Here is a 21,758-nt window from a genome sequence, read left to right on the forward strand (position 1 = left end):
TTAAAAAAAGCCAATCCATATTTCAAATTGCTGAATAGGAATCCGTTACGATAATCAAATATAAATAAATAGACACTCCGAAAAACTGGGGTGTCTATTTATTTTGGGAAAGGAGATTAACGAAAAAAAAGGAGATTATTTTCCGCTTTTGTTTTTCTGTTTTACATCAAAGAAAACTGCCATCAGGAGTACCATGCCTTTAATTACTTGCTGCCAGTCAATGTTGATACCCATGATGGACATACCATTGTTGAGAATACCCATGATAAAAGCGCCTACCAGCGCTCCGACAACCGTACCCACACCACCTGTCGTGGAAGCACCGCCGATGTAGTTCGCTGCAATCACATCCATTTCAAAGCTGTTGCCGGCTTTGGGAGTGGCTGAATTCAAACGGGCAGCGAAAACCATACCTGCCAACGCTGAAAGGACGCCCATATTCATAAAACAGAAGAAAGACAGTCTGTCTGTGTTAATACCGGATAATTTTGTTGCTTTTTCATTGCCGCCCATTGCATAGATTCTGCGTCCTAAAATCGTTTTATCCGTAATGATTGTGTAAATGACTGCCAGAACTCCCATCAGAACCAGGACATTCGGCAGACCTTTGTAGGAAGCCATGACGATACACAATCCCATAATTGCAGCTACGACAACCAGGTTTTTAACGATAAAGAACGGCAACGGGAGAACCTCAAATTCATATTTTTGATTATTTCTTCTGCTGCGGAAATCTAAAAATACGATGATGATGGAGAGAATGACTCCGATTACAATTGAGGTTAAATGGAATCCGGGATTATGGAAAAAGTCGGGAATAAAACCGGATGCAATCCGCTGAAATTCTTCCGGGAAAGGACCGACTGATTCTCCGCCAAGAAGCCAAAGAACAAGTCCGCGGAAGATCAGCATTCCTGCAAGCGTGACGATGAATGCGGGAATCTTCTGATAAGCAACCCAAAAGCCATTCCAGGCACCGATAGCGGCGCCAACGGCCAGACAGATCAGCATGGTTACATACACATTAAAATGATATCTGACCATCAGAACGGCTGCAAGCCCTCCGATAAATCCACAGACTGAGCCAACGGACAAATCAACGACACCAGTAACAATGATCAACAGCATACCGATTGCCATAATGATAATGTAGCTGTTTTGGAGCAGAAGATTCGTAATATTGACTGGCCGCATTAGAATTCCATCCGTTGAAATCCAGAAGAAAATCATAATGAATACCAGCGCTATCAACATACCATATTGGCGGATATTATTCTTGATAATGGACTTAAATGTATTCATTAGCCCATAACCTCCTGTGTTAACATAATTCTTTCCATGATCTTCTCTTGCGAAGCTTCCTTTGCCGGCATTTCACCAACAATTTTTCCTTCATTCATGATATAAATTCGATCACAAACGCCAAGAATTTCTGGTAATTCCGATGAAATCAGAATGATTGCTTTTCCTTCGCTGGCAAGTTTGTTAATGATCGTATAAATTTCAAATTTTGCGCCCACATCAATGCCGCGTGTGGGTTCATCCAGAATTAGTACTTCCGGATCAGCAAACAGCCATTTACTGATGACCACTTTTTGCTGATTCCCACCGGAAAGATTGACCGTTTTCTGCATAATATTGGAACAACGGATACTAAGCTTATTTTTATAGTATGTTGCAGCCTGCAGTTCTTTGTGGGATCCGATGAACATTCCATCTTTAATGTTTTCAAGATTTGCCAACGTTACATTACTTTTAACGTCCTGGATCAAAACCAGCCCCAACGATTTACGGTCTTCGGTCGCATAAGCAATTCCGTTTTTTACTGCCTTTTCAACAGAACTGACATCAATTTCTCTGTTATGCAATAGTACCTTTCCGGTGATGTGTCTGCCATATGCATGCCCGAAAATGCTCATTGCCAGTTCCGTTCTGCCTGCTCCCATTAGTCCGGCAATTCCGACGACTTCGCCTTTTTTGACGGATAAGTTTACTTCCTTGCAGACTTTTCTGTCACTATGTGTTGGATGATATACATTCCAGTCGCGGACTTCGAAAATTGTTTCCCCGATTGTCGATTCGCGTGGTGGAAAACGGTGAGTCAGATCGCGTCCCACCATATCGCGGATAATCCTTGATTCAGTAATTTCATCCCGATTTTTTTCAAGAGTTTCGATGGTTGCACCATCGCGCAGGATGGTAATTACATCGGCAACTTTTTTGATTTCCTGAATTTTATGAGAAATCAGGATGGAGGTCATGCCATGTTTTTTGAACTCAACTAACAAATCCAGGAGTTTTTCACTGTCTGTTTCATTGAGTGAAGCTGTGGGTTCATCCAGAATCAATAGTTGAACTTTCTTGGAAATCGCTTTGGCAATTTCAACAAGCTGCTGTTTACCGAGTCCCAAATCGGAAATCAGCGTCTGCGGTGATTCTCTTAACCCGACGGTCTTCAGCAATTCTTTGGATTTTTGTACTTCTTCATGCCAATTCACGATCCCGTTTTTGCGGGGTTCATTTCCCAGGAAAATGTTTTCTGCAATCGAGAGCATAGGAACAAGGGTCAATTCTTGATGGATGATTGCAATTCCGACGGATTCGCTGTCAGCAATATCTTTAAATTGTCTTTCTTCCCCCAGGAAAAAGATTTGCCCTTCATAACTGCCGTGAGGATATACTCCGCTCAAGACTTTCATCAGGGTGGACTTACCGGCGCCATTTTCACCCACTAATGCGTGGATATCGCCTTTCCGGACAGAAAAACTTACATTGTCGAGCGCTTTTACGCCGGGGAAGGTCTTTGTGATGTTCCGCATTTCCAGGATAACTTCAGACATATTCAATTTTCCTTGTTTCATTTTTGTTAAGAAGCATACTTGTGGATTCTTCTCGGTCTAAAAAAGAAAAGCCACGCAGGCAGCTTCTTTTCAGTAATTCGAAATATGGAATGGATTTTTTTATTGTTTTTTTGTTCTTACGCTTCGGGGAAAAAACAAAAGAACAATAATTATTTTCTCATGATTCGATAGGTCTCGTTTAATTTCGAATTGCCTGTTCTTCTCTTTAACACTGAATGATAAAAAATGAACTGGTGTGCGTTTTTTTACACACCAGTTCCCTCAAAGAATCAATTTATTTCAGTTGATCTTCAGTAATATAACCGCTGTCGATCAATTTTTCTTTGTAGTTATTGATGTCAATGCTGTATGGGGTCAGCAGATAGGACGGGACAACTTTGACGCCATTGTCATAGGTGGTTGTATCATTGACAGGAACTTCCTTGCCGTTTAATGCTGCATCAACCATTGTGGCAGCCTGTTTTGCCAGTTCGCGAGTATCCTTGTAAACAGTGTATTTCTGTTCGCCGGAGATGATCATTTTTACGGAAGCAACTTCAGCATCCTGTCCAATAACAACCGGCCAAGGCTGGTCAGCTGTACCATAACCTACACCGCGAAGAGAGGAAATGATTCCACGGGAAAGTCCATCGTACGGAGAAAGAACTGCGTCAACACGTTTGTCGGTATAATAGGCACTCAGCAGGTTATCCATACGAGCCTGTGCAACTGCACCATCCCAGCGGAGAATACCGCAGGTGTCCAAACCCATCTGGCCGCTTTGTACAACCAGTTTGCCAGAATCGATATAAGGCTGCAGAATAGACATAGCGCCGTTATAGAAATAGGCTGAGTTTGTGTCATCCGGTGAACCGGCAAAGAGTTCGATATTGAATGGGCCAGCCTGGTTTTTCAGATCCAAACCTTCTTCGATCTGTGAACCCATGATGACACCCACACCGAAGTTATCGAAGGTTGCATAGAAATCGACATCAGCAGTTTTGGAAATGAGGCGGTCATAAGCAACTACCAGCACACCTTGTTCTTTGGCTTTTGCCAGCACGTCGGAAAGTGTGGAGCCGTCAATTGCAGCGATAACAAGCACATCTGCGCCTTTTGCTACCATGTTCTCGATTTGAGCAACCTGGTTCGGAATTTCATCCTCAGCAAATTGCAGATCGGCTTTGTAACCCATTTCTTCGAAGACTGCTTTCATGGTTTCGCCGTCTTTAATCCAGCGTTCTGATGATTTTGTCGGCATGGAAATACCGATCAGTTTCTGATCTGCCGCAGAAACGGAGACAAAGGCGCCCAAAAGAATGGACAAAACTAATACTACTGCAATAATACTTCTCTTCATTGATTGATCCTTTCGTTATAAAAAGAAACTATTTTTTCCCCAGTCAGAAGAAAATCCCGGGATTTTTTTGCCGCATTGTTATCGTTCACGGTATCGATAACATCTTATCACATCAAAAAAAATGAACCAATATGATGAACGTCATATTTTTGAAAATACATTTTTTTCTATGCTGAATTTTTCCAACAAAAAACGGAAATAATTGATATTGGATCATTTGACTTGTGCCAACCAGGGGAATTTTTATGAAAAAATTGCTATGACGAATTGCGTATCGCAACTTTAAGATCGATATATAATAATATCAATACAATGCACAAAATAACATAAAAGGAAGCGATAATGCTTGCAAAAATTTATTCTTGCGCTGTTACTGATTTGAATGGAACGATTATCGAAGTGGAGGTGGATGCATCTTATCAGTCAATGCCGTATACGGTCATTGTCGGACTGCCTGATATCGCAGTTCAGGAAAGCAAGGAACGCGTCCGTTCTGCAATCCGAAATTCTGAGCTTGAGTACCCGCGCAAGAAGATTACGATTAATCTCGCACCGGCAGAATTGCGAAAGGAGGGACCTTCTTTTGATCTTCCAATTGCTGTTGGAATACTTCTGGCAAGCGGTGTGATTCCTTCCGATTCTTTAGAAGATAGTTTGATCATCGGAGAACTTTCTTTGGATGGTTCTGTGCGGCATGTTCGCGGGGTCCTTCCAATTACTGCCTGTGCGAAAGAGTCCGGCTTCAAACGTGTTTTTGTTCCAGCCGTTGATGCAAAAGAGGCGGCGCTGATCCCCGATATTGACGTTTATCCAGTCAGTACACTGTTGTCCTTATATCAGCATTTATCCGGTTTGAGCCAGATCGTGTTGCAAGAATCAATGAAAATCACGCAGACAATTCCCGATGTCCTTACCGATTTCAGTGAAATCAAAGGGCAGGAACATGTCAAGCGCGGATTAGAGCTTGCGGCTGCCGGTTCTCATAATGTGTTAATGATCGGTCCGCCAGGCACCGGAAAAACACTGATGGCACGGGCTCTCCCTTCAATCCTTCCAGCGCTGAGTATTGATGAGGCATTAGATGTAACCAGAATTTACTCGATTGCCGATCAATTGCCGTCCGATATGCCCCTGATTCAGAGTCGTCCATTCCGATCACCGCATCATACAATCAGCAATGTTGGTTTGGTGGGCGGTGGAAATCATCCGCATCCTGGGGAGATCTCTATGGCACATCGCGGTGTCCTCTTTCTGGATGAATTTCCGGAATTTGGTCAGCGCGTGTTGGAAGTGTTACGGCAGCCGCTGGAAGATAAAGTAGTAACGATTTCCAGAGCCTCCGGATCGGTTTGTTTTCCGGCAAATTTCATGCTGGTTGCTGCCATGAATCCTTGTCCTTGTGGAAATTATGGCGACTCCGGCAGAGCTTGTACTTGTTCTGAGAGGATGATTACGCAATATCAAAAACGAATTTCTGGACCTCTGATGGACCGGATTGATATACATCTTGAAGTGCCAAGAGTCGATTTTCAAAAATTAAGTTCGGTCCAGATTGGCGAATCATCCGCAACGATACGGGCGAGAGTGGAAATCGCCCGCGAGATTCAGCGGCAGCGTTTTATGGATAATGCTGCGGTGACCTGTAATTCAGAGATGCGGCCGGCGGAAATTCGAAAATTCTGTAAATTGGATGCTGATGGAGACCGCTTTATGCGTGCAGCAATGGATCGTTTCCAGTTTTCAGCTCGTGTCTATCATCGACTGCTGAAACTTTCCCGGACAATAGCCGATCTGAATCATGATTCTGAAATCAGATCGGAATGCGTTGCCGAAGCGCTTCAATATCGTCCGAAACGAACGGATTAATGACTATCTGAATTTCCAGATTTCCAATATATTTTATTGATTCACTGTATCTAAAACTTCTTCATAAGAGCTGGCGCCGGGCATATCGGGAACGACTTCATAAAGCAGCCATTGATGGATGAAGCTGCTCAGATCATAACCGGCAGTTTCGCTGAAAACGCGGATGAAGTTTTCTGTGTCAATTACCCTATATGCATATTCCTGAACGATCGTCCGCATTGCTTTTTGGAATATCTCATCTCCCAGTTCGTTGTTTAATGCCTGATAAACCAAAGCGCCGCCCATGTATGCTTGTGGTCCATACATGTTCTCATAGTCGTGGTCAATCGATTTCGGACCAATCAGTTCTGTTTTCCTCTGATGATCTACGGATTGAATGCCAAGAAAATTCTTGATGTTATTTTTTTTGATCGGATCCATTTTGATTGTTTTGCAAGTTTGCGGGATATATTCCCAGAATTCGTTTTCTGAAACAGGACCTTTTATTAGAGTGTTTTCGATTTTCTGCTGAACTTCCAGCTCTGGCTTCTGGCTGCAGATCAGCTCCAAACCTTTTAAAATGTGTTCGGAATCAGTAAAAACGATCCCGGAAGATCCGATTTCGGTCTGAAATTTCTGCGCGTATGCCTCCGCATCATAGAGATGGATACTGGAATTCGCGATGATGGCATAGTTGTCCTGTAACGCTTGCTCGAAATCCTCTTGCCTTCCGGCGCAGCGATGCCATAGCGCTTCTGCATAGGTAGCAAAACCTTCTTTAATCCAGAGATCGCTCCAGTCTGAAATGCCGACCAGATCGCCAATCCATTGATGGGCAATCTCATGTGCAAAACCAATTTCTCCTGCGTAGCTCATTTCGATTCCGTAAACAGAACGTGTTTGATTCTCCAGCGCGCCGCCGATTTCTTTATTGACAACAATGCTGCCGGAATCTGCAAAGGGATATTTCCCGAGGAACGGTTCAAAGCAGGTAATCATTTCAGAAGAGAGCGCTGCCCATTCTTTAAATTGTTGGAAAGTTTTTATATCCTTCTGTAAAAAATCCAATTGAACGATGCCATCACTTGAGGTTTTTTGTTCCACGTCAAACGAATCGATGCAGACTGTATACAGATAAGCAGCCATCGGTTCACTGACCTCATACGTAAATGTTGCTTTACCCTCTGCTTGGTCATCTACCGAAAACTGAAAATCTTTTTCAGGAATCATCAACTGCCCGTCTGGCAGGAGGATGCTTTTCAGACGTCCATTGCTTGCTGCAGCAAAACGAGCAGGAATGGTAATTTCTGTTGAATAAGTAGCTTTGTCTTGCAGGAAATCGTTACAGGGGAACCAGTCAGCGGCAAAATTAGGTTCATTGATCATGCAGAATGGTTTGTAATCCTTTTGTACTTTCGAAGCGGGAGCAGAGATTAGTATAAAATTTTCTTCCGCCAGACCGGAATACAGAATTCTGATAAGCGTCGATTGCCGTGGAGAAAACGATCCATGAATGGTTAAATTGTCCTGATCCTGAGAAAACGAAGGTATGATCCCGTCAACACTGATTTCAAGAATGTTGAAATGGCTGCTGAAATCAAGCTTCAATTCGGTCAATTCCTGTTGAATATTAATTTTTAGTTGAACATCAGCATTCAGAATGTTCGTCTGATCATCCCAGTCAAATGAAATGTCGTAATGTTCCACTTCATAACCACAATTGCCAGACTCGGGAAAGAAAGAATCCGGTGTGCATGAATCTTCAGGTGTAATTGCGTTGACGTTTAGGAACGAGAAAAGTGGATACAGCAGTATCAGCAGGATGTACATCGTCGTATCAAATATTCTTTTCCCCATTTTAATAATCCTTCCCTGATGCTTTCAGTTAAAAAAGCCTTCAAACCTTCGATAGTATGAAAGAAATGAAGAAACTGCTTTTCAGCAGCTTCTTCATTATACACGGCTATAACTTTGTTTTCTTTCAGTGCAGTAATTCGAAATATTGTTTCTATTTGAATCAATCGTGCAAATAAAAATCCGCCCAATATTTCCAATTGCGTTTTTTCAGCGCTGAAACTTGAAATAAAGACTATCCTTTCGAATTCGTTCTTCCTCGAATTTCTAATCGCTGTAACTCATATCTTTTATTAGAAAATTAAATCGTATATATATCGATTTTTACTGATCATGGAAAAAACGGATGGAAATTGATGATTCGCCTTCGTTTTATCTCCATGGCATCGGCAGAATTCCTTTTTCGCGAGCTTCATAAATATTTACCCAGTCATAACCGGATTCTCCATCATCGACATACGGCCGATCCTCATCCCAATTCGCTTCTCCTTTTGTTAATGCTTCTGAAAAATCCGTTCTGCCGATTAATGTTGTTTCAATGAAATAATACATAGCATTCTCTTGATCTGTGCGTACTGCAAGATATGCATGACCAGGAATGAAGATTATTGCCGCTTCCAGATCAAGTGCTTCAGCGGCTGACGCATACAGAGCTGCCAGTTCAATGCAATTTCCACTGGATTGCTGAAGGACTTCATACGGTGTGCGCATTCGTTGAACAGTACCCGGGCTGAATGCCAGCATTGTACTGACATAGATCAAATCGTATTCTTCTTCCGCACGCCAAATCGCTTGCAGACGGTCTAAAACACTGCCATCCTCATCGTTAATACTGCTGCCATATCCGCTGGTTATGATTCCGGTTTCGGTGTAATCTGCCGCTCTACGAATTAATTCTTCCACTGCAGGATCGTTGGGTGTAACATAGGCTGCATATAACTCCATCGACTGATGGTAATCGAAATTGTCAACGCCCCAGACAACGTCACGCCGCGAATACAAGAGGATTTCCTGCGTTTTCCGAATAAGAACATCATCCTCCCCATCATTGAGCTGTGTAATGCAAATACTCAACAATCCGGGCTGCTGTGAATTTAAATTGTTGACCGATGATGGAATCAATCTCGGATTCTGATGAACCTCAACCTCTTCATTCGGCTGGATGATCACCGTATCAAAAACCGAGCCGCTGTAATTGAGAATTTTAGTTTCAACGAGGATGGTTACTGTTTCAGTTCCACGATTGGTCAGATAAATATCAATTAAATCCGACAGCACATTTCCGTACAGATGATATAGCGAAGTAATTAAACCATCTTTGTATACATAATGAATTCCAATATCTCCGACAAAGTAATAATCAATGTCAGACCCTTGTGTTGATTCAGCAGAATCGGATGGATCAGTTAGATTATCCTTCAATAAATCATTCTGGAAACTGAAAGTATCAGTTCTATGTTCTGATTGAGCTGAAACACCTACAGTACAAATCAATAGCATAAACAATAACAATAAATGAAATCTTTTCATAGAAGGTTCCTGTGTCCGAGTTCAGTGATTCGAAATTTGGATTGATTTTTCAAATGAAGAAAGGAAATTGTTTGTTCATATGGGTTTACGCTTAACCCCAACCATATGAACAACAAAGAATCCTTATCCATTTTCGAATGGCTGGTCATTGTTGGATACGCTGGATTTATCTCCAGGGCATCGGTAAAATTCCTTTTTCGCGAGCTTCATAAATATTGACCCAGCCGTAGCCGGAAACTTCAGCATCTACGTAAGGACGATGTTCTTTCCAGTTTTCATTTCCTTTTGCAACTGCATCCGAAAAATCAGCTCTTCCTATTAATGTCGTTTCAATGAAATAATAAAAAGCATTTTCTTGGTCGGTGCGGATTGCGACATAGGCATGACCGGGAATAAAAATGAGTGCAGCTTCTAATTTCAGCGCTTCTGCAACGGACGCATACAGAATTGCCAATTCAATGCAATTCCCGCTGGATTGCGATAAAACTTCATAGGGAGTACGTGCTCTCTGCCTGGTCCCTGGACTGAATGCCTTCATTGTGCTGATATATGTCAGGTGATATTCTTCTTCTGCCTTCCAAACTGCCTGCAACCGGTCCCATACGCTTCCATCCTCATCATTGATCACCCCGCCATATCCATTGGTAATAATTCCGGATTCTGTGTAATCGGCTGCTTTGCGAATTAATTCTTCCACTGCCGGATCATTGGGAGCTACCCAGGCAGCATAAAGTTCTTTGATTTCTTTCCACTCAAAACCTTCTATCCAGACGACGTCTCGCCTGGAATAGATAAGAATTTCTTTGCTTTCTTTTAGAATCGTATCGTCCCCTCCCTCTTTGAGTTCAGTAAAGCTGATTGTAAAATATCCAGGCATTTGGGAGTTTAATTGATCAATCGCCTCGGTATTCAGACGGGGATTTTGATGAATCTCTACAGCTTTGTTCGGATAGATCACAACTGTGTCCGAAACGGGTGTACTGTACCCGGATATTTCACTTTCGACATACATGGTTATCGGTTCTGTTCCCGTATTTGTAAGATAGATGTCCACAAAGTGATCCAAAACAGTTCCATACAGGTGATAAAGCGATGTGACTAATCCTTCGGTGTAAACGTAGAAAACACCAATATCTCCAAAAAATGCGTATTCAATGTTTTCCGAATCATCCGTTTCATCCTGTAACCAATTTTCAGTCTGATTTTGGGCTTGCCCTGTCCCTTTTATAGGAACAAATGATTCCGTACCGGATGAATTCGCTTGAGTTAACGCAGACTGCCCTGAAGCTTGCGAAGTGATCATCACTGCCAACAGTAAAATGAGAAAGAAAATGTTTTTATTCATGGCGCGAATCCGTATTGATCTGTAACTTGAAGATTTATGGAAAAGGAACATCTGAGATTATCAATAATTCAAAATCAGATGGTTTTTATAAAGAGAGAGGAAGCTTGTTGTTGTGTTTTTTTTCCAGCAAACCGAAATTTAAAGAGGATTCATAATTGTTTTGATTTTTTTGCGCTTCGTGCAAAATTAACATAATTCCAATTATTGGTTCTCATATTTCGAATTGCTATGGATCCATAATGAAAATACTAAAAAAATAATGATTATATTTATCATAAATGATTTTTCCGATTTTTCAACCATGCAAACAGCAATTCGAATGATGCAAAAAATTATAGGATGTTGTGTTGATTTTTGCGCTTAACTTAAAGCCATTACAACAACAAGTTTTTCCCGATTGATTTGAATAGCAAATCCGGGTTACGAATTACGGTTGTAATTAATCATCTATTGTCAATCGGCTATCGTGAGCATATAATCAAAAAAAACACGGAGACTGAAATCATGCCATTTGATATCCAGATTCTGCTTGACCTTGAACAAATCCGCAATCCAATTTTTACAAAAATTTTTCTCCTTATGACGCAATTTGGCGAGGAATTGATATTGCTTCCTCTGATGTGTCTGGTTTATTGGTGCTTCAATAAAAGGCTGGCATGTTTTGCTGCGCTGAATTTTTTTAGTGCTCTATTAGTCAATCATGTTTTAAAAATCACCTTTTGTGTGAATCGACCCTGGATTCGAAATACACAGTTATCCCCGGTTCCCGATGCGCTGGACAGTGCAACAGGATTTTCTTTTCCAAGCGGACATACTGCGAATGCAGTATCGATTTACGGTTCTGTACTTTTATGGTTTCGCAAACACATCTGGATAGTGATTTTAAATGGCTGTTTTATTCTTCTGATAGCCTTCTCCAGATTATATCTGGGAGTACATACGCTGCAGGATGTTGCGGTTTCTCTGATTGCCGGTTTCATACTTCTTTTTTTCAATCAATGGATTTTTAAAAGGATCGAGAAAAATCCAGAGAGAGATCGACTGTATTTAGGTTTGATTTTTGCATTGGCAGTACTTTGCGCACTTTACACTATTCTAAAACCTTATCCGGATGGAACACAAGATGCCTTAAAAGCAGATGGTATGAAAACACTGGGCGCGATGGTCGGCACAGTTTGCGGAGTTTATTGGGATTTCAGAAAAATCCGGTTTTCAAAATCCGAAAAGCCGTGGATCAACATGGTTCGATTTATTATCGGTTTGGCTGTTTTACTCTTCTTAAAGCCGATGTTGAAAAGTCCCTTGAACCAATATTTTGGCTTGCTTTTGGGGAGTTTTATCCGTTATTTCATTTTACTCTTTTGGATTTTTGGCTTATATCCATTTTTGTTTACTCTTTTAAATACAGCCCGCCGTAATCTTAATGAATGATCAGTCCGCTTATCGAATTCGCGAAATTGATGCGCGAAAGGATATTTTTCAGATTCCTGACTTGATTGAGTTTTGTTTCCGCGCATATCTTGATCCGGACGGGATTGAATTTATCAAAAAATTACGTTCAGCCGCTGAATCTTTGAAAAAGCAATCATTTTATTCATTTTTCCCTTTCAATGAAATGAACATCAACGGATATCTCTGTGTCAATCATGATGGCGTAATTATTGGAAATGTCAACTTATTCCCGGTTCGGGTTATGAATCATTTTGCCTACTTAATTGCCAATGTATGTGTCCATCCGGATTATCGACGGCAAGGAATCGGCCGTTCATTGATAGAATCTGCATTGAAATATGCAAAGTCACATTTTGTTGATACTGTTTATCTTCAGGTGCGGGAAGAGACTGATGATGTCATCCGCTTATATAAAAATCTTGGCTTTCGTGAAGATGGACGGAGAACAAGCTGGATCTGTCCTATCAATGGTTCCAGGGAAAAGAACCTTATTGAATTGCGGCATGAAAAAACTTTTTTGAAGGAAAAACGGGAGTATCAAATCTTTTTCAGGCGATGGTATCCGGAAAAAATCATTTGGAATTTGAATTATGATCCCGGATTATTTCAATTTGGATTATTTCATCGAATATTTCGGAGCATATATCAAAAAAAGGCTGAATTCTTTAAGATTTTAGATTCCGATAAGCGGATATTATGCTGGATTGGTTGGCAGCCGACGAATACTTTTTCAAATACTTTATGGTTTGTTCCCACAGATTTTTGTGATGAAAACCAGGCGATTTCCATTCTTCTCAGTTTGAAGAATTCCTATTCCATCGAAAAACCTTTTCAAATCAATTTTCCGAAAGGCAGTTATGCCGAATCCTTTTTGACTGCCGGCTTTTTTGTACAAAGCCGGTTGGTGTGGATGAGTAAAGTTGTACGATGATAACTCATCGATCTCTATTGGTGTGATTTTCAAAATTTCATCGGATCAATGTAATAAATGAATTACGAAATAAAACAGTGGATTTGTCATCATGTAAGATACAAGAACAAATCCACTGTTTATGTTTTTTTTGCCAGCAATTCGAAAAACGGGGAGGATTCTATGTTGTTGTGATGGCTTTACAGGAAGCGCAAAACCATCACAATATCACGTTTTTCCCGATTGATTCGGATTGCATGTCAATATTTCATATTGCTAAGAATAAACCGAAAGATTATTTTTCTTTCAATTCCGGAAGTACAAATTGATTGACATGATTAGCAAATGTGTCAACAACCCAGACAGATCCCTCAGCATCAACCGAAATTCCGGTTGGCATGGAGGTGTTGTCAATATTTCCACCTCCTCCATTCCATGATCGGATTAATTCACCCTGCGGGGTGTATTCCCAAACCAGATATCCTTCCGGATCGGTAATCAGGATATTTCCCGATGGGAGGTATGCAATGTAAGGCTTGTTATCTAAAGATTGCGAATACCAGGCTTGGACTTCAAATGACGCGACAACCTGATAGGTAGGATGGGCACCTTCCACGTCAAAAATTTGTACTCGCTGATTCCATGTATCCGCGACTGCCAGGCGTTTATCCTCAAATAATGCAATTCCTACCGGTTCATCCAGTTCACCGGTGCCCATGCCGGGAGTTCCGAATTTATCGATAAAATTCCCGTTCTGGTCGTATATCATGATTCTTTTATTTCCAGTGTCCGAGACAAAAACTCTGCCATTTGAGTCCACGGCAACCGAGCGTGGTCCATAAAAGGATTTTGTTATATCTGCTGGATCATTTGCATACCATTCTGTGAGAAATGTCCCGTTTTCATCGAATTTCAACATGCGATGATTCCATGTATCAGCCACATAGACACTGCCATCCGGTCCAACTGCAATACCCCACGGCTGGTTAAATCCACCTCTCTCTGCAGCGTTCCACATTCCTAAAAATTCACCTGTCTTAGAGAAGTATTGCACTCGATGATTATCGGAATCCAGAACATAGATTCGCCCGGATTTTGATACTGCAACGCCTCTGGGCGCTGTAAACTGACCTTGTTCAACACCTTGGGATCCGATGGTAACGAATGGATCGATTTCAGAAAATTTCTCATCACTGATATATTCAGTCTCATCATCCTGGGGCTGCGAAAGATCATCGATATTCCCTAACGACCACATTTTCTGCAGAAGGTCTTTTTTCATATATACAACCATCCGGGCAGAAGGTTCCCAGGTCTCTTTCGTTAATGTATAAGATCCAGTAACTTGCGCATATTTCTTATAATCGCGATTCAACCAGATATCAAACAATGCAGAACGCATATCCGGATTCAAAAGTGCATTTGCGATTCTGGCTGGTGTCAGATTCCAATAATCCTGATTAGGCCACCACAAACGAATATACTCAAATCGATAATACCCGTTTTGGACAATTGGTTTCAAACGGCTTTCTTTGGTTGTATTTGCGATAATAACATCATAATTCCGAAGTTCTCTGGTTGGATTGTCTTCACCGAAATAAAACTTCGAACTGTAATCCCGGAAATACCACCAGTAGGGATACAGCGCATCGTTGTCATATGCGACCTTGATGGTTTTTCCTTGTCCGGTTCTGGCTGCGATTTCTTCAATCTGTTTCAGTGCGATTTTTGGACCAGGTCCGGCATGTGCATAAACGAGCAGCTCGTTTGCATAATCATAATTGATAAAAGAAGCATTATATGCGGTTCTTGCTTGCAGAATCGCCAGGATACCAATTAAAAGCAATGTATAAAACTTGAATGTATCCTTTTTAAACCATTTCCGGCAGATTTGTACCAGAAAAATCATTACAGTAATCAGGACAATCGCTGAGAGGATAAATTGATTCGTGCTTTTTAATTGCGTTAATTCTTTTCCAGAGAAAGGTTTAACGGCGCCTCGGATGGATGAGTCGATACCGATCAATGCAAAAATACCGGTTATCGTTCCGGCTAATGCTGCCAGACTGTACCATGAGATTATTTTCTTCCATGCTATTGTTTCAAGTAAATAACCAATACCCCAGGCTGCTGAAAGAGCAAGCGGGATTGCAATATGAACAGTCAGCCAGGGCATTTTTTCGCCGGCGATTGAATACGCCAGCAACGCAGACAATGACCAGAAAAGGAACAGCGTCAGAGTTGGAATTTTCCCGTCTTGCCAGAGCGGTTGAAGACCCGGTTCTTTGATTTCATTAAGATCAACAGTGAAATTGGATTCGAACGATGCTTTTTCTTCCTGTAGGATGGAATCGGGTTCTGTAACTGTTTCATTTTTTACATTGGGAAACTTTTCCGGTTCTACAACAGCTTTTTCATCATCCGGATTTTTTTTATCGTTTTCAAACGATTCCGAAAGAACCAGGCATGGCTTTTGGAAAAACTTATGGTATTTGGAAGCAAAATAAATAGCAGCAATAGTACCTGCAACGGATAAGAATTCATAGAGTGGAATTAAGATCATCCCGTAATAGTAGAATGGTTGTCCGCCGCGTTGTACTTCCTGTTGAGACAGCCAGTAACCGAGTGAACCGATAATTCCGGTGAAAAATCCTTGGCCGTTTGAAAAAAACGTTGTATAGAATGTTACAAAAATAAGGTAAAAAAGGGCAGCAGCTTTCAGGAATAATTTTCGATACCACCAATAACCGATCAGGAGAGATATGACAAACAGAATTGCGAGGAAAATTCCTGTTCGAAGCATACCCTGAGCCGAATAATCCAAAGGATCCCATCCGATCAGTTTAACCGGAAAAGCGGTCAGCTGCGGCAGAATGAGCGCGCCGACAAAAACGATCAAGTTAAAAGCAGGCAGTTCACGTAGTGATAACCAGCCAATTTTTAATAATAATTGAGCAATTGCTGCGATGAACCCTAAACCGCCAATGACTGATAGAACGATAGAAGCAGTGAATATCATTCGGTCAGGGTTTTCACTTTGGTTGTTCAAACTGAAAACCATGACTCCAATTATGAATAATAATGCGGTACTGAATAGCAGAAGCAAACTTTTTCTGCGATTTTTCTTTTCCGATTGCAGAATTTTCCATAGATCCACGACCAACAAAATTCCGCAAAAAAGTAAAAATTGTGCCGTGTAAATGAACGCGACTTCTTTTGTTACAAATTGGAGAGCTGTGACTACAGCGATCAAATACAAAGAAAAATGATCCCGCTTTTCAAAATATCTCAGGAGTCCATACAATGTCATCACCGCGAAGAGTTCAATAAAGCCTTCATTGCGGGTATACCTTCCATAAAAAAGGAGAAAAGGAGAAATTAAAAAAAGAACTCCACCAATCAGAGCACCAATTCTTCCCAGGTACCGTTTGAATGCAAATATTACGAAAATAATCGCAGCAACACTGAATAAAGCTGCCGGAACTCTCGATGCGAAATCATTGTCACCGAAGAGAAAATATGCAAGTGCCAGAACGTGAAATTGAAATGGACCATGGGTGACAGGATCATGCGCGTAACCCATACCTTTATAAAGGTTATATGCTGGTACAACGTGATTGACTTCATCGTGAGACATAACGCGGTTTCCAAGCAGTAAAAACCGGCTCAGGATTGCAAGGATGATGATGAGAGTAATGATCAATTTTTCTCTGGAAAATCCGGGAAATGCTTTTATTACCGGACAATCCAGCCAATTCTGCTCAATTCTTTTTTGATTTTCCATAAATATGCCCTTTGATTGACATTTTATAAAATGTCCGAAGTATCAATAATCAAGTAAACAACTTTCTGTTTCTACCCTATTTTACTCGTTATATACTGCAACGCTGAAGAGTTCAGTAATTGGAAATATGAGGAGAGTTCTTTGTTATTGTGGTCTTCTTCCCGATTGTTTCAAATAACAAGTCAATATTTCGAATTTCTGTGAAGCGTTGTATAGCAATAATAATTCTTTCTGTTGTGGCAGCTTTTTTCAGGAAACAATAATAGTTGTACGGTTATGCTGCCAGTAAACTCTCCAATTTTATAAAAAACTGTGAAATATGAAAACCATCGATTAATGCGTGATGAGCCAATACGGATACTGGTATTAGCGTTTGGTTATTTTGTTGCATATATTTTCCCCAGGTAAATCTTGGATTGCTGTCTGGCGGAAATGGAACAGCCTGCGTAATCGATGTATAGGATACCCAGGGAATGCAGGAAATAAAGAAAAGTGATTCAACGTCATCGTTCTCTTGAATATTCCCTTTGTCCTTTGCTCTTTCAATGCTTTCTCTCCCTTCGGTAAGAAAAACAGAGAACGGTTTGCTGCAGTCAAGCGTGCAGTACGCAAAGGAATTGTCATTCTTGAGAATTACGTTGGAAGCTTTGCAATAGTCATATTCAACAATCCCGTCATTTTCAATTCTTCTGCGGAATTCGGGAATTGCATTGGCGGCATTTACAACGCGATATAGAAATGATAAGTAGAATGGATTCCCTGTTGCTTTCAAATTCTGTAAAAAATGGGTAATATCGAGATTAACAGTTAACCCGACATATGGATAACCTATATTTTTAAAGTAAAGAAAATGCTCTTTTCTGTTGGTGTCTTGTATTGAAATTATTTTTTTATTCATACGAACTCTTTCAATAATTGAAATTTCGATCATGTATTCTGGCAATTCTAAATTTTGATAAGCATTGGAAAAAAAGTGTGAATATTTCGAACCGCTGAATTTATCCCAGATTGGGATTGAAAAATTGATATACCACGCCGGATATCTGAGAAGCCATAACATTCACGGGGTCAAAAACCAACTGGTTCGCATCATAGAAGAACATCGTAAAAACATAGGTTGCATTCGGAGAATATACAATTCCTGCATCACTGATACAGTGGATCAATCCGTCACTTTCAAGAATCCAGCCATGTTTGTGAGCAATTTTGGTGGTTTCAGGGATACCTGCCTCCAATAATACGGCTGTTTTATTAGCCGAAAGCAAATCCAGCATGTATTTGCATTCAGATTGTTTGATTGCATCGCCGAAAACTGCCCGCAAAGCTCCGCCTCCATAATTTGCGCATTGATAGATGTCGTCCAAAATCTGTGAGATTTCCGCCGGAGTTGTCTGATTGTATGGATCTGGATTTGTGTTGACATCAGTTCTGGAATTCGCAGGAGTCTGGTACCGTTTTAACAATGGCGCTCCATTATAAAAATATCCTGCAAGAAATGTGTTTTTGTAACCAAGTTCATTCAGATTTTCTGTTAATGTCAGTGGCGCAAGGGCTCCGCCTACCGATTCAAGGAGATCATCCGCAGGAGCATTTTCAGAGATCTCAATCATTAATTCAAGGTCTTTTTGAATTTTATTGGGTAGAGGTTCTTCCCGATAATGGTAGGTGTAAGCCATAATCGGTATTTTTATCGTACTGGCAGCAGTAAATGCTATATCACTTGGAACGGATTGTCCATTTGAATAAGCAAAACTGATTTCGTCTCTTTTTTCCAAATCCATAATATAAAACTCAGCAACGCCGTCAAATTTATTTTGAAGCAAAATCTGACGTATCATGTATGACAGATTTTGTGAAGACGCTCGAGATGGTAATGTCTTGTTATAGGGGAGACTGACACTGCGATTGGTCGGTGAGGTAAGCGCTTTCGTAATTAAGATTACGGATTGATCAATATCCAATTCTCTCCCTGGTTCTCCCTGCGTGAATCGCGATCCACCTTGTTCCGGTATCGGTTCGCGTGCCGGTATGTCATATCGGGGGACTATTTCATTTTGCAGGTATGCAGTCAACCTTTCCTGCGAAATATCAGCGGAAAGCGGTACCGGTGTAGGCTCAGGTAACGTATTCCAAAGAAAGTTCCAAAAACCAATCCAGAATTCCTGCTTGATTCGCTGTATATCGGCTGCCGCAAGCATCGTATCCAGATTCAGCGTAAAACCTATCGCTGAAGGTCTGACTTGTATCAATGAATTTCCATATACCAGTTCGATTGGGATACCATATGCCTGGACAAGTCGCTCACCGGCTTGCGTCGCATTTAATCCTCCGACAGGAACACCACCCATTGTAAGGCTGGAGGGAAAAGTGGAACGCATGCGGCTGTATAAAATCAGCTCTAAACCCAACAGTAAAACGGTTGTAAAGATGAGAATTAAGGATAACCAGCGCAAAATGGCAACGGAATTTCTTTTTTTCATGAATTTTCTCTAAGATAACGCTTAGTTCTTTTATAAGCCGAATTTTTCAATGTGAGTAATTTTCGATTACTATATAAATGTATCATTTATCATTAAGCCGATAATACAGTTGTTCGATTGTTTAACCGGCTCTTTAATTTTACCAGACAGCTTTTTCCGCTGATTACGTACGTATCAGCAATTCGAAATATAGAAAAAATAAATTGTTGTTGCGGCTTTTTTACACTTTGCGTAAAAAAGCCGCAACAACATATTTTCTCTTTGTTCGAAAAGCTTGTCCATATTTCGAATTGCGGATTTTCGGAAATTAGAAATAAAAAAAACAATCCTAAGAGATACATTTCAGGATTGTTTTTCGGTAAGCGAAAAAATAAAGTTAGACGATCGATAAACCGCCGTCTACAAGTAAATATTGTCCTGAGACATATCCGGCTCCTTCGGAGGCAAAGAAAAGAATTGGGGCGTTCAATTCTCCTTTTGCTCCTGGCCGCGAAGCCGGGCAAAGTGCGTTGTACATATGTAGAAAGTCTGTCGCTTTAAAAAGTGTGTTTTCGGTCATTTCAGTTTCAAATAATCCCGGGCAAATGGCATTGGTTGTAATTCCGTACTGCGTATAAGAAGCGGCCATGCCTTTTGTCAGTCCGATGACTCCGGCTTTAGTCATATTGTAAGCATGTCTCCATAATGCAGCCGGTTTATCGGCAATAATGGCATTCACGGAAGCAATATTGATAATGCGTCCATATTTCCGTTCACGCATTCCAGGAATAATATATTTACACGTATGAATGATTCCCTTCAAATTGACATCGATTGCTCTATCCCAATCCGCATCATTCATCGATTCAACAGATCCTCCGAATGCCACACCGGCATTGTTCAGTAAAATATCTATTTTGGAATAATGATTTAGTACGACATCGACAGCAGCCTGGGTATTCTTTTCATCTGCGACATCACATGCTACTGCAAATGCCCTGCCGCCATCTTTTTGATTGATTTCTTCGACAAGCGAGTCCAATTTTTCTTTCCTGCGGGCAAGAAGTGCAACATCTGCTCCATGTTCAGCGAATCCTCTTGCAGCATCAGCTCCCAACCCGCTGGAAGCTCCGGTGATTACAGCAACCTTGCCTGAAAAGTTAAATAGATTCATGGTGGGCCTTTCTTTTTTATCATATTGTGAAATTTGTAACTATATTGATAATTATAGTCGGTTTTTTTGTCACGGATATTAAGTGGTGACATCTATCAATTTAAGTAAAAGGCGTATCCGAGTCTGTTTATTAGGAGAAGCATGTGTGTAGTACTATATTGATTCCTTATTGAAATACCTGTATCGCTGATAAACAACAATTATTCCTTTCCATATTTGGAATTGCTGAAATTTGAAAACCTTAGTTGCGGCTTTTTATTCATCATGTTAAACTAAAAAGTTGCCGAGGCAGCATCTTTCTGCAATTTGAGGAACTTAACGCAGAGAAACAAGAGTATTTTTTGCTGAAAAATGTTGTTTCGAAATTTATGAAAGGGAGTTGCAATTAATGGAAACGATTGTCCCGACAGAAATCCATCTGCCGGTTTCAAATCCGGCAGCTGTCAACAGTCTTGAACTTGGATTGGTTATTTTATTTTCGATTCTGGTGACAATTTTGATCTTTTTTGTCGTGAAGATCATCATCGATTTTCGGCGATTTCGTTATCATTAATTTTTTTTATGGAAAAATTTTTTAATTCACTGCGAAAAAAAACGATAATACAGGATGAATCTATTTCTGGTGTTCCCTTTTTAATTGTGGGATTGGGAAATCCCGGAAGAGAATATCGGGAATCAAGGCACAATTTCGGCTTTATGGTTGTTGATCGAATTGTCGGACAGCTTAATTCTGAGTTCGCAAAAGTTCAATTAAAATCACTGATTTCGCAGGTATCTTATCAGGGGGAACGAATTGTCTTTGCGAAACCTCAGACGTTCATGAATCTTTCCGGACAAGCTGTTATTCCATTGATGAACTATTATAAAATTCCGCAGTCAAAACTCCTGGTGATTCACGATGACCTTGATCTTCCTTTTTCTACACTGCGGATGCGCCCATTCGGTGGAAACGGCGGTCAAAAAGGATTAGGTTCCATCATCGAACAACTGGGAAACCAGGACTTTGCTCGACTCCGCTGCGGAATCGGGCATCCTCAAGGGCAGATGGATGTAAAAGATTATGTGTTAAGCAAGTTTTCGAAAGAAGAACTTGAGTTTCTTCCGTCGGTGATTGATCGGGCAGCCGAAGCAGCATTGACATTTGTTACCGATGGACTCCAGGCAGCGATGACTCGGTTTAATGGTGTTGTGGAAGGGTAACCATT

The 21,758-nt window shown here is 40.8% G+C and carries 15 protein-coding genes; 5 read left to right on the forward strand and 10 right to left on the reverse strand.

Annotated elements, in window-relative coordinates; genetic code table 11:
- Window positions 1–135: 135 nt before the first annotated feature.
- From mmsB to chvE, 3 genes are all read right to left on the reverse strand, one after another.
- Window positions 136–1,302: a multiple monosaccharide ABC transporter permease gene (mmsB, locus tag ATC1_RS02035; protein WP_062277824.1), complete on the reverse strand. Its 1,167-nt coding sequence runs from the start codon at window positions 1,300–1,302 to the stop codon at window positions 136–138.
- Window positions 1,302–2,840 (reverse strand): multiple monosaccharide ABC transporter ATP-binding protein, encoded by a 1,539-nt coding sequence (gene mmsA, locus ATC1_RS02040; protein WP_062277827.1) that lies wholly within the window; start codon window positions 2,838–2,840, stop codon window positions 1,302–1,304. Before mmsA ends, mmsB begins: the two co-directional genes overlap by 1 nt.
- 295 nt (window positions 2,841–3,135) lie before the next feature.
- Complete coding sequence (gene chvE / locus ATC1_RS02045; RefSeq protein ID WP_062277830.1) at window positions 3,136–4,200, reverse strand: multiple monosaccharide ABC transporter substrate-binding protein; 1,065 nt, start codon at window positions 4,198–4,200, stop codon at window positions 3,136–3,138.
- 342 nt (window positions 4,201–4,542) lie between these two features.
- Here chvE and ATC1_RS02050 point away from each other — a divergent pair, with 342 nt between their 5' ends.
- Complete coding sequence (locus ATC1_RS02050; protein WP_062277833.1) at window positions 4,543–6,066, forward strand: YifB family Mg chelatase-like AAA ATPase; 1,524 nt, start codon at window positions 4,543–4,545, stop codon at window positions 6,064–6,066.
- Window positions 6,067–6,099: 33 nt separating this feature from the next.
- Here the strand turns inward: ATC1_RS02050 and ATC1_RS02055 are convergent, their stop codons facing one another.
- From ATC1_RS02055 to ATC1_RS02070, 3 genes are all read right to left on the reverse strand, one after another.
- Window positions 6,100–7,902: a M1 family aminopeptidase gene (locus tag ATC1_RS02055; protein ID WP_082174615.1), complete on the reverse strand. Its 1,803-nt coding sequence runs from the start codon at window positions 7,900–7,902 to the stop codon at window positions 6,100–6,102.
- Window positions 7,903–8,271: 369 nt separating this feature from the next.
- Window positions 8,272–9,429 (reverse strand): hypothetical protein, encoded by a 1,158-nt coding sequence (locus ATC1_RS02065; RefSeq protein ID WP_062277841.1) that lies wholly within the window; start codon window positions 9,427–9,429, stop codon window positions 8,272–8,274.
- A 166-nt stretch (window positions 9,430–9,595) separates the two neighbouring features.
- A complete protein-coding gene (locus ATC1_RS02070; RefSeq protein WP_062277844.1) occupies window positions 9,596–10,774 on the reverse strand; it encodes a transglutaminase family protein in 1,179 nt (392 codons plus the stop codon).
- A gap of 504 nt (window positions 10,775–11,278) precedes the next feature.
- On the opposite strand from ATC1_RS02070, the gene ATC1_RS02075 reads away from it, so the two are divergent.
- Window positions 11,279–12,205, forward strand: coding sequence for a phosphatase PAP2 family protein (locus ATC1_RS02075; protein WP_062277847.1), 927 nt, complete (start codon window positions 11,279–11,281; stop codon window positions 12,203–12,205).
- On the forward strand, window positions 12,198–13,157 hold the full coding sequence (locus ATC1_RS02080; protein ID WP_062277850.1) for a GNAT family N-acetyltransferase: 960 nt from the start codon (window positions 12,198–12,200) through the stop codon (window positions 13,155–13,157). Before ATC1_RS02075 ends, ATC1_RS02080 begins: the two co-directional genes overlap by 8 nt.
- A gap of 274 nt (window positions 13,158–13,431) precedes the next feature.
- On the opposite strand, the gene ATC1_RS02085 is transcribed toward ATC1_RS02080, so the two are convergent.
- From ATC1_RS02085 to ATC1_RS02105, 4 genes are all read right to left on the reverse strand, one after another.
- Window positions 13,432–16,920, reverse strand: coding sequence for a glycosyltransferase family 39 protein (locus tag ATC1_RS02085; protein ID WP_062277852.1), 3,489 nt, complete (start codon window positions 16,918–16,920; stop codon window positions 13,432–13,434).
- Window positions 16,921–17,194: 274 nt separating this feature from the next.
- Window positions 17,195–17,818 carry a CatA-like O-acetyltransferase gene (locus ATC1_RS02090; RefSeq protein ID WP_172667691.1) on the reverse strand — a complete coding sequence of 208 codons (624 nt, stop codon included), beginning with the start codon at window positions 17,816–17,818 and terminating at the stop codon, window positions 17,195–17,197.
- A gap of 100 nt (window positions 17,819–17,918) precedes the next feature.
- Window positions 17,919–19,400, reverse strand: coding sequence for a serine hydrolase (locus ATC1_RS02095; protein WP_062277858.1), 1,482 nt, complete (start codon window positions 19,398–19,400; stop codon window positions 17,919–17,921).
- A 376-nt stretch (window positions 19,401–19,776) separates the two neighbouring features.
- Entirely contained in the window at window positions 19,777–20,553 is a 777-nt protein-coding gene (locus tag ATC1_RS02105) for an SDR family NAD(P)-dependent oxidoreductase (protein WP_062277864.1), read from the reverse strand.
- A 388-nt stretch (window positions 20,554–20,941) separates the two neighbouring features.
- On the opposite strand from ATC1_RS02105, the gene ATC1_RS14790 reads away from it, so the two are divergent.
- Together ATC1_RS14790 and pth are read left to right on the forward strand one after the other, a co-directional pair.
- Window positions 20,942–21,106, forward strand: a complete 165-nt coding sequence (locus tag ATC1_RS14790) for a hypothetical protein (RefSeq protein WP_154664734.1) — start codon at window positions 20,942–20,944, stop codon at window positions 21,104–21,106.
- Between the two features lie 8 nt (window positions 21,107–21,114).
- Window positions 21,115–21,753 carry an aminoacyl-tRNA hydrolase gene (pth, locus tag ATC1_RS02110; RefSeq protein WP_082174616.1) on the forward strand — a complete coding sequence of 213 codons (639 nt, stop codon included), beginning with the start codon at window positions 21,115–21,117 and terminating at the stop codon, window positions 21,751–21,753.
- Window positions 21,754–21,758: the final 5 nt, after the last annotated feature.

This window comes from Flexilinea flocculi, assembly GCF_001192795.1.
Lineage (GTDB): Bacteria > Chloroflexota > Anaerolineae > Anaerolineales > Anaerolineaceae > Flexilinea > Flexilinea flocculi.

Bases quoted from the DNA above. Each gene is read 5' to 3' on its own strand.
- mmsA (WP_062277827.1), bottom strand. From the start codon at position 2,840: ATGTCTGAAGTTATCCTGGAAATGCGGAACATCACAAAGACCTTCCCC.
- chvE (WP_062277830.1), bottom strand. From the start codon at position 4,200: ATGAAGAGAAGTATTATTGCAGTAGTATTAGTTTTGTCCATTCTTTTG.
- ATC1_RS02090 (WP_172667691.1), bottom strand. From the start codon at position 17,818: ATGAATAAAAAAATAATTTCAATACAAGACACCAACAGAAAAGAGCAT.
- pth (WP_082174616.1), top strand. From the start codon at position 21,115: ATGGAAAAATTTTTTAATTCACTGCGAAAAAAAACGATAATACAGGAT.
- ATC1_RS02070 (WP_062277844.1), bottom strand. From the start codon at position 10,774: ATGAATAAAAACATTTTCTTTCTCATTTTACTGTTGGCAGTGATGATC.
- ATC1_RS02055 (WP_082174615.1), bottom strand. From the start codon at position 7,902: ATGGGGAAAAGAATATTTGATACGACGATGTACATCCTGCTGATACTG.
- ATC1_RS02105 (WP_062277864.1), bottom strand. From the start codon at position 20,553: ATGAATCTATTTAACTTTTCAGGCAAGGTTGCTGTAATCACCGGAGCT.
- ATC1_RS02050 (WP_062277833.1), top strand. From the start codon at position 4,543: ATGCTTGCAAAAATTTATTCTTGCGCTGTTACTGATTTGAATGGAACG.
- ATC1_RS14790 (WP_154664734.1), top strand. From the start codon at position 20,942: ATGGAAACGATTGTCCCGACAGAAATCCATCTGCCGGTTTCAAATCCG.
- ATC1_RS02095 (WP_062277858.1), bottom strand. From the start codon at position 19,400: ATGAAAAAAAGAAATTCCGTTGCCATTTTGCGCTGGTTATCCTTAATT.
- ATC1_RS02085 (WP_062277852.1), bottom strand. From the start codon at position 16,920: ATGGAAAATCAAAAAAGAATTGAGCAGAATTGGCTGGATTGTCCGGTA.
- ATC1_RS02080 (WP_062277850.1), top strand. From the start codon at position 12,198: ATGAATGATCAGTCCGCTTATCGAATTCGCGAAATTGATGCGCGAAAG.
- ATC1_RS02065 (WP_062277841.1), bottom strand. From the start codon at position 9,429: ATGAAAAGATTTCATTTATTGTTATTGTTTATGCTATTGATTTGTACT.
- mmsB (WP_062277824.1), bottom strand. From the start codon at position 1,302: ATGAATACATTTAAGTCCATTATCAAGAATAATATCCGCCAATATGGT.
- ATC1_RS02075 (WP_062277847.1), top strand. From the start codon at position 11,279: ATGCCATTTGATATCCAGATTCTGCTTGACCTTGAACAAATCCGCAAT.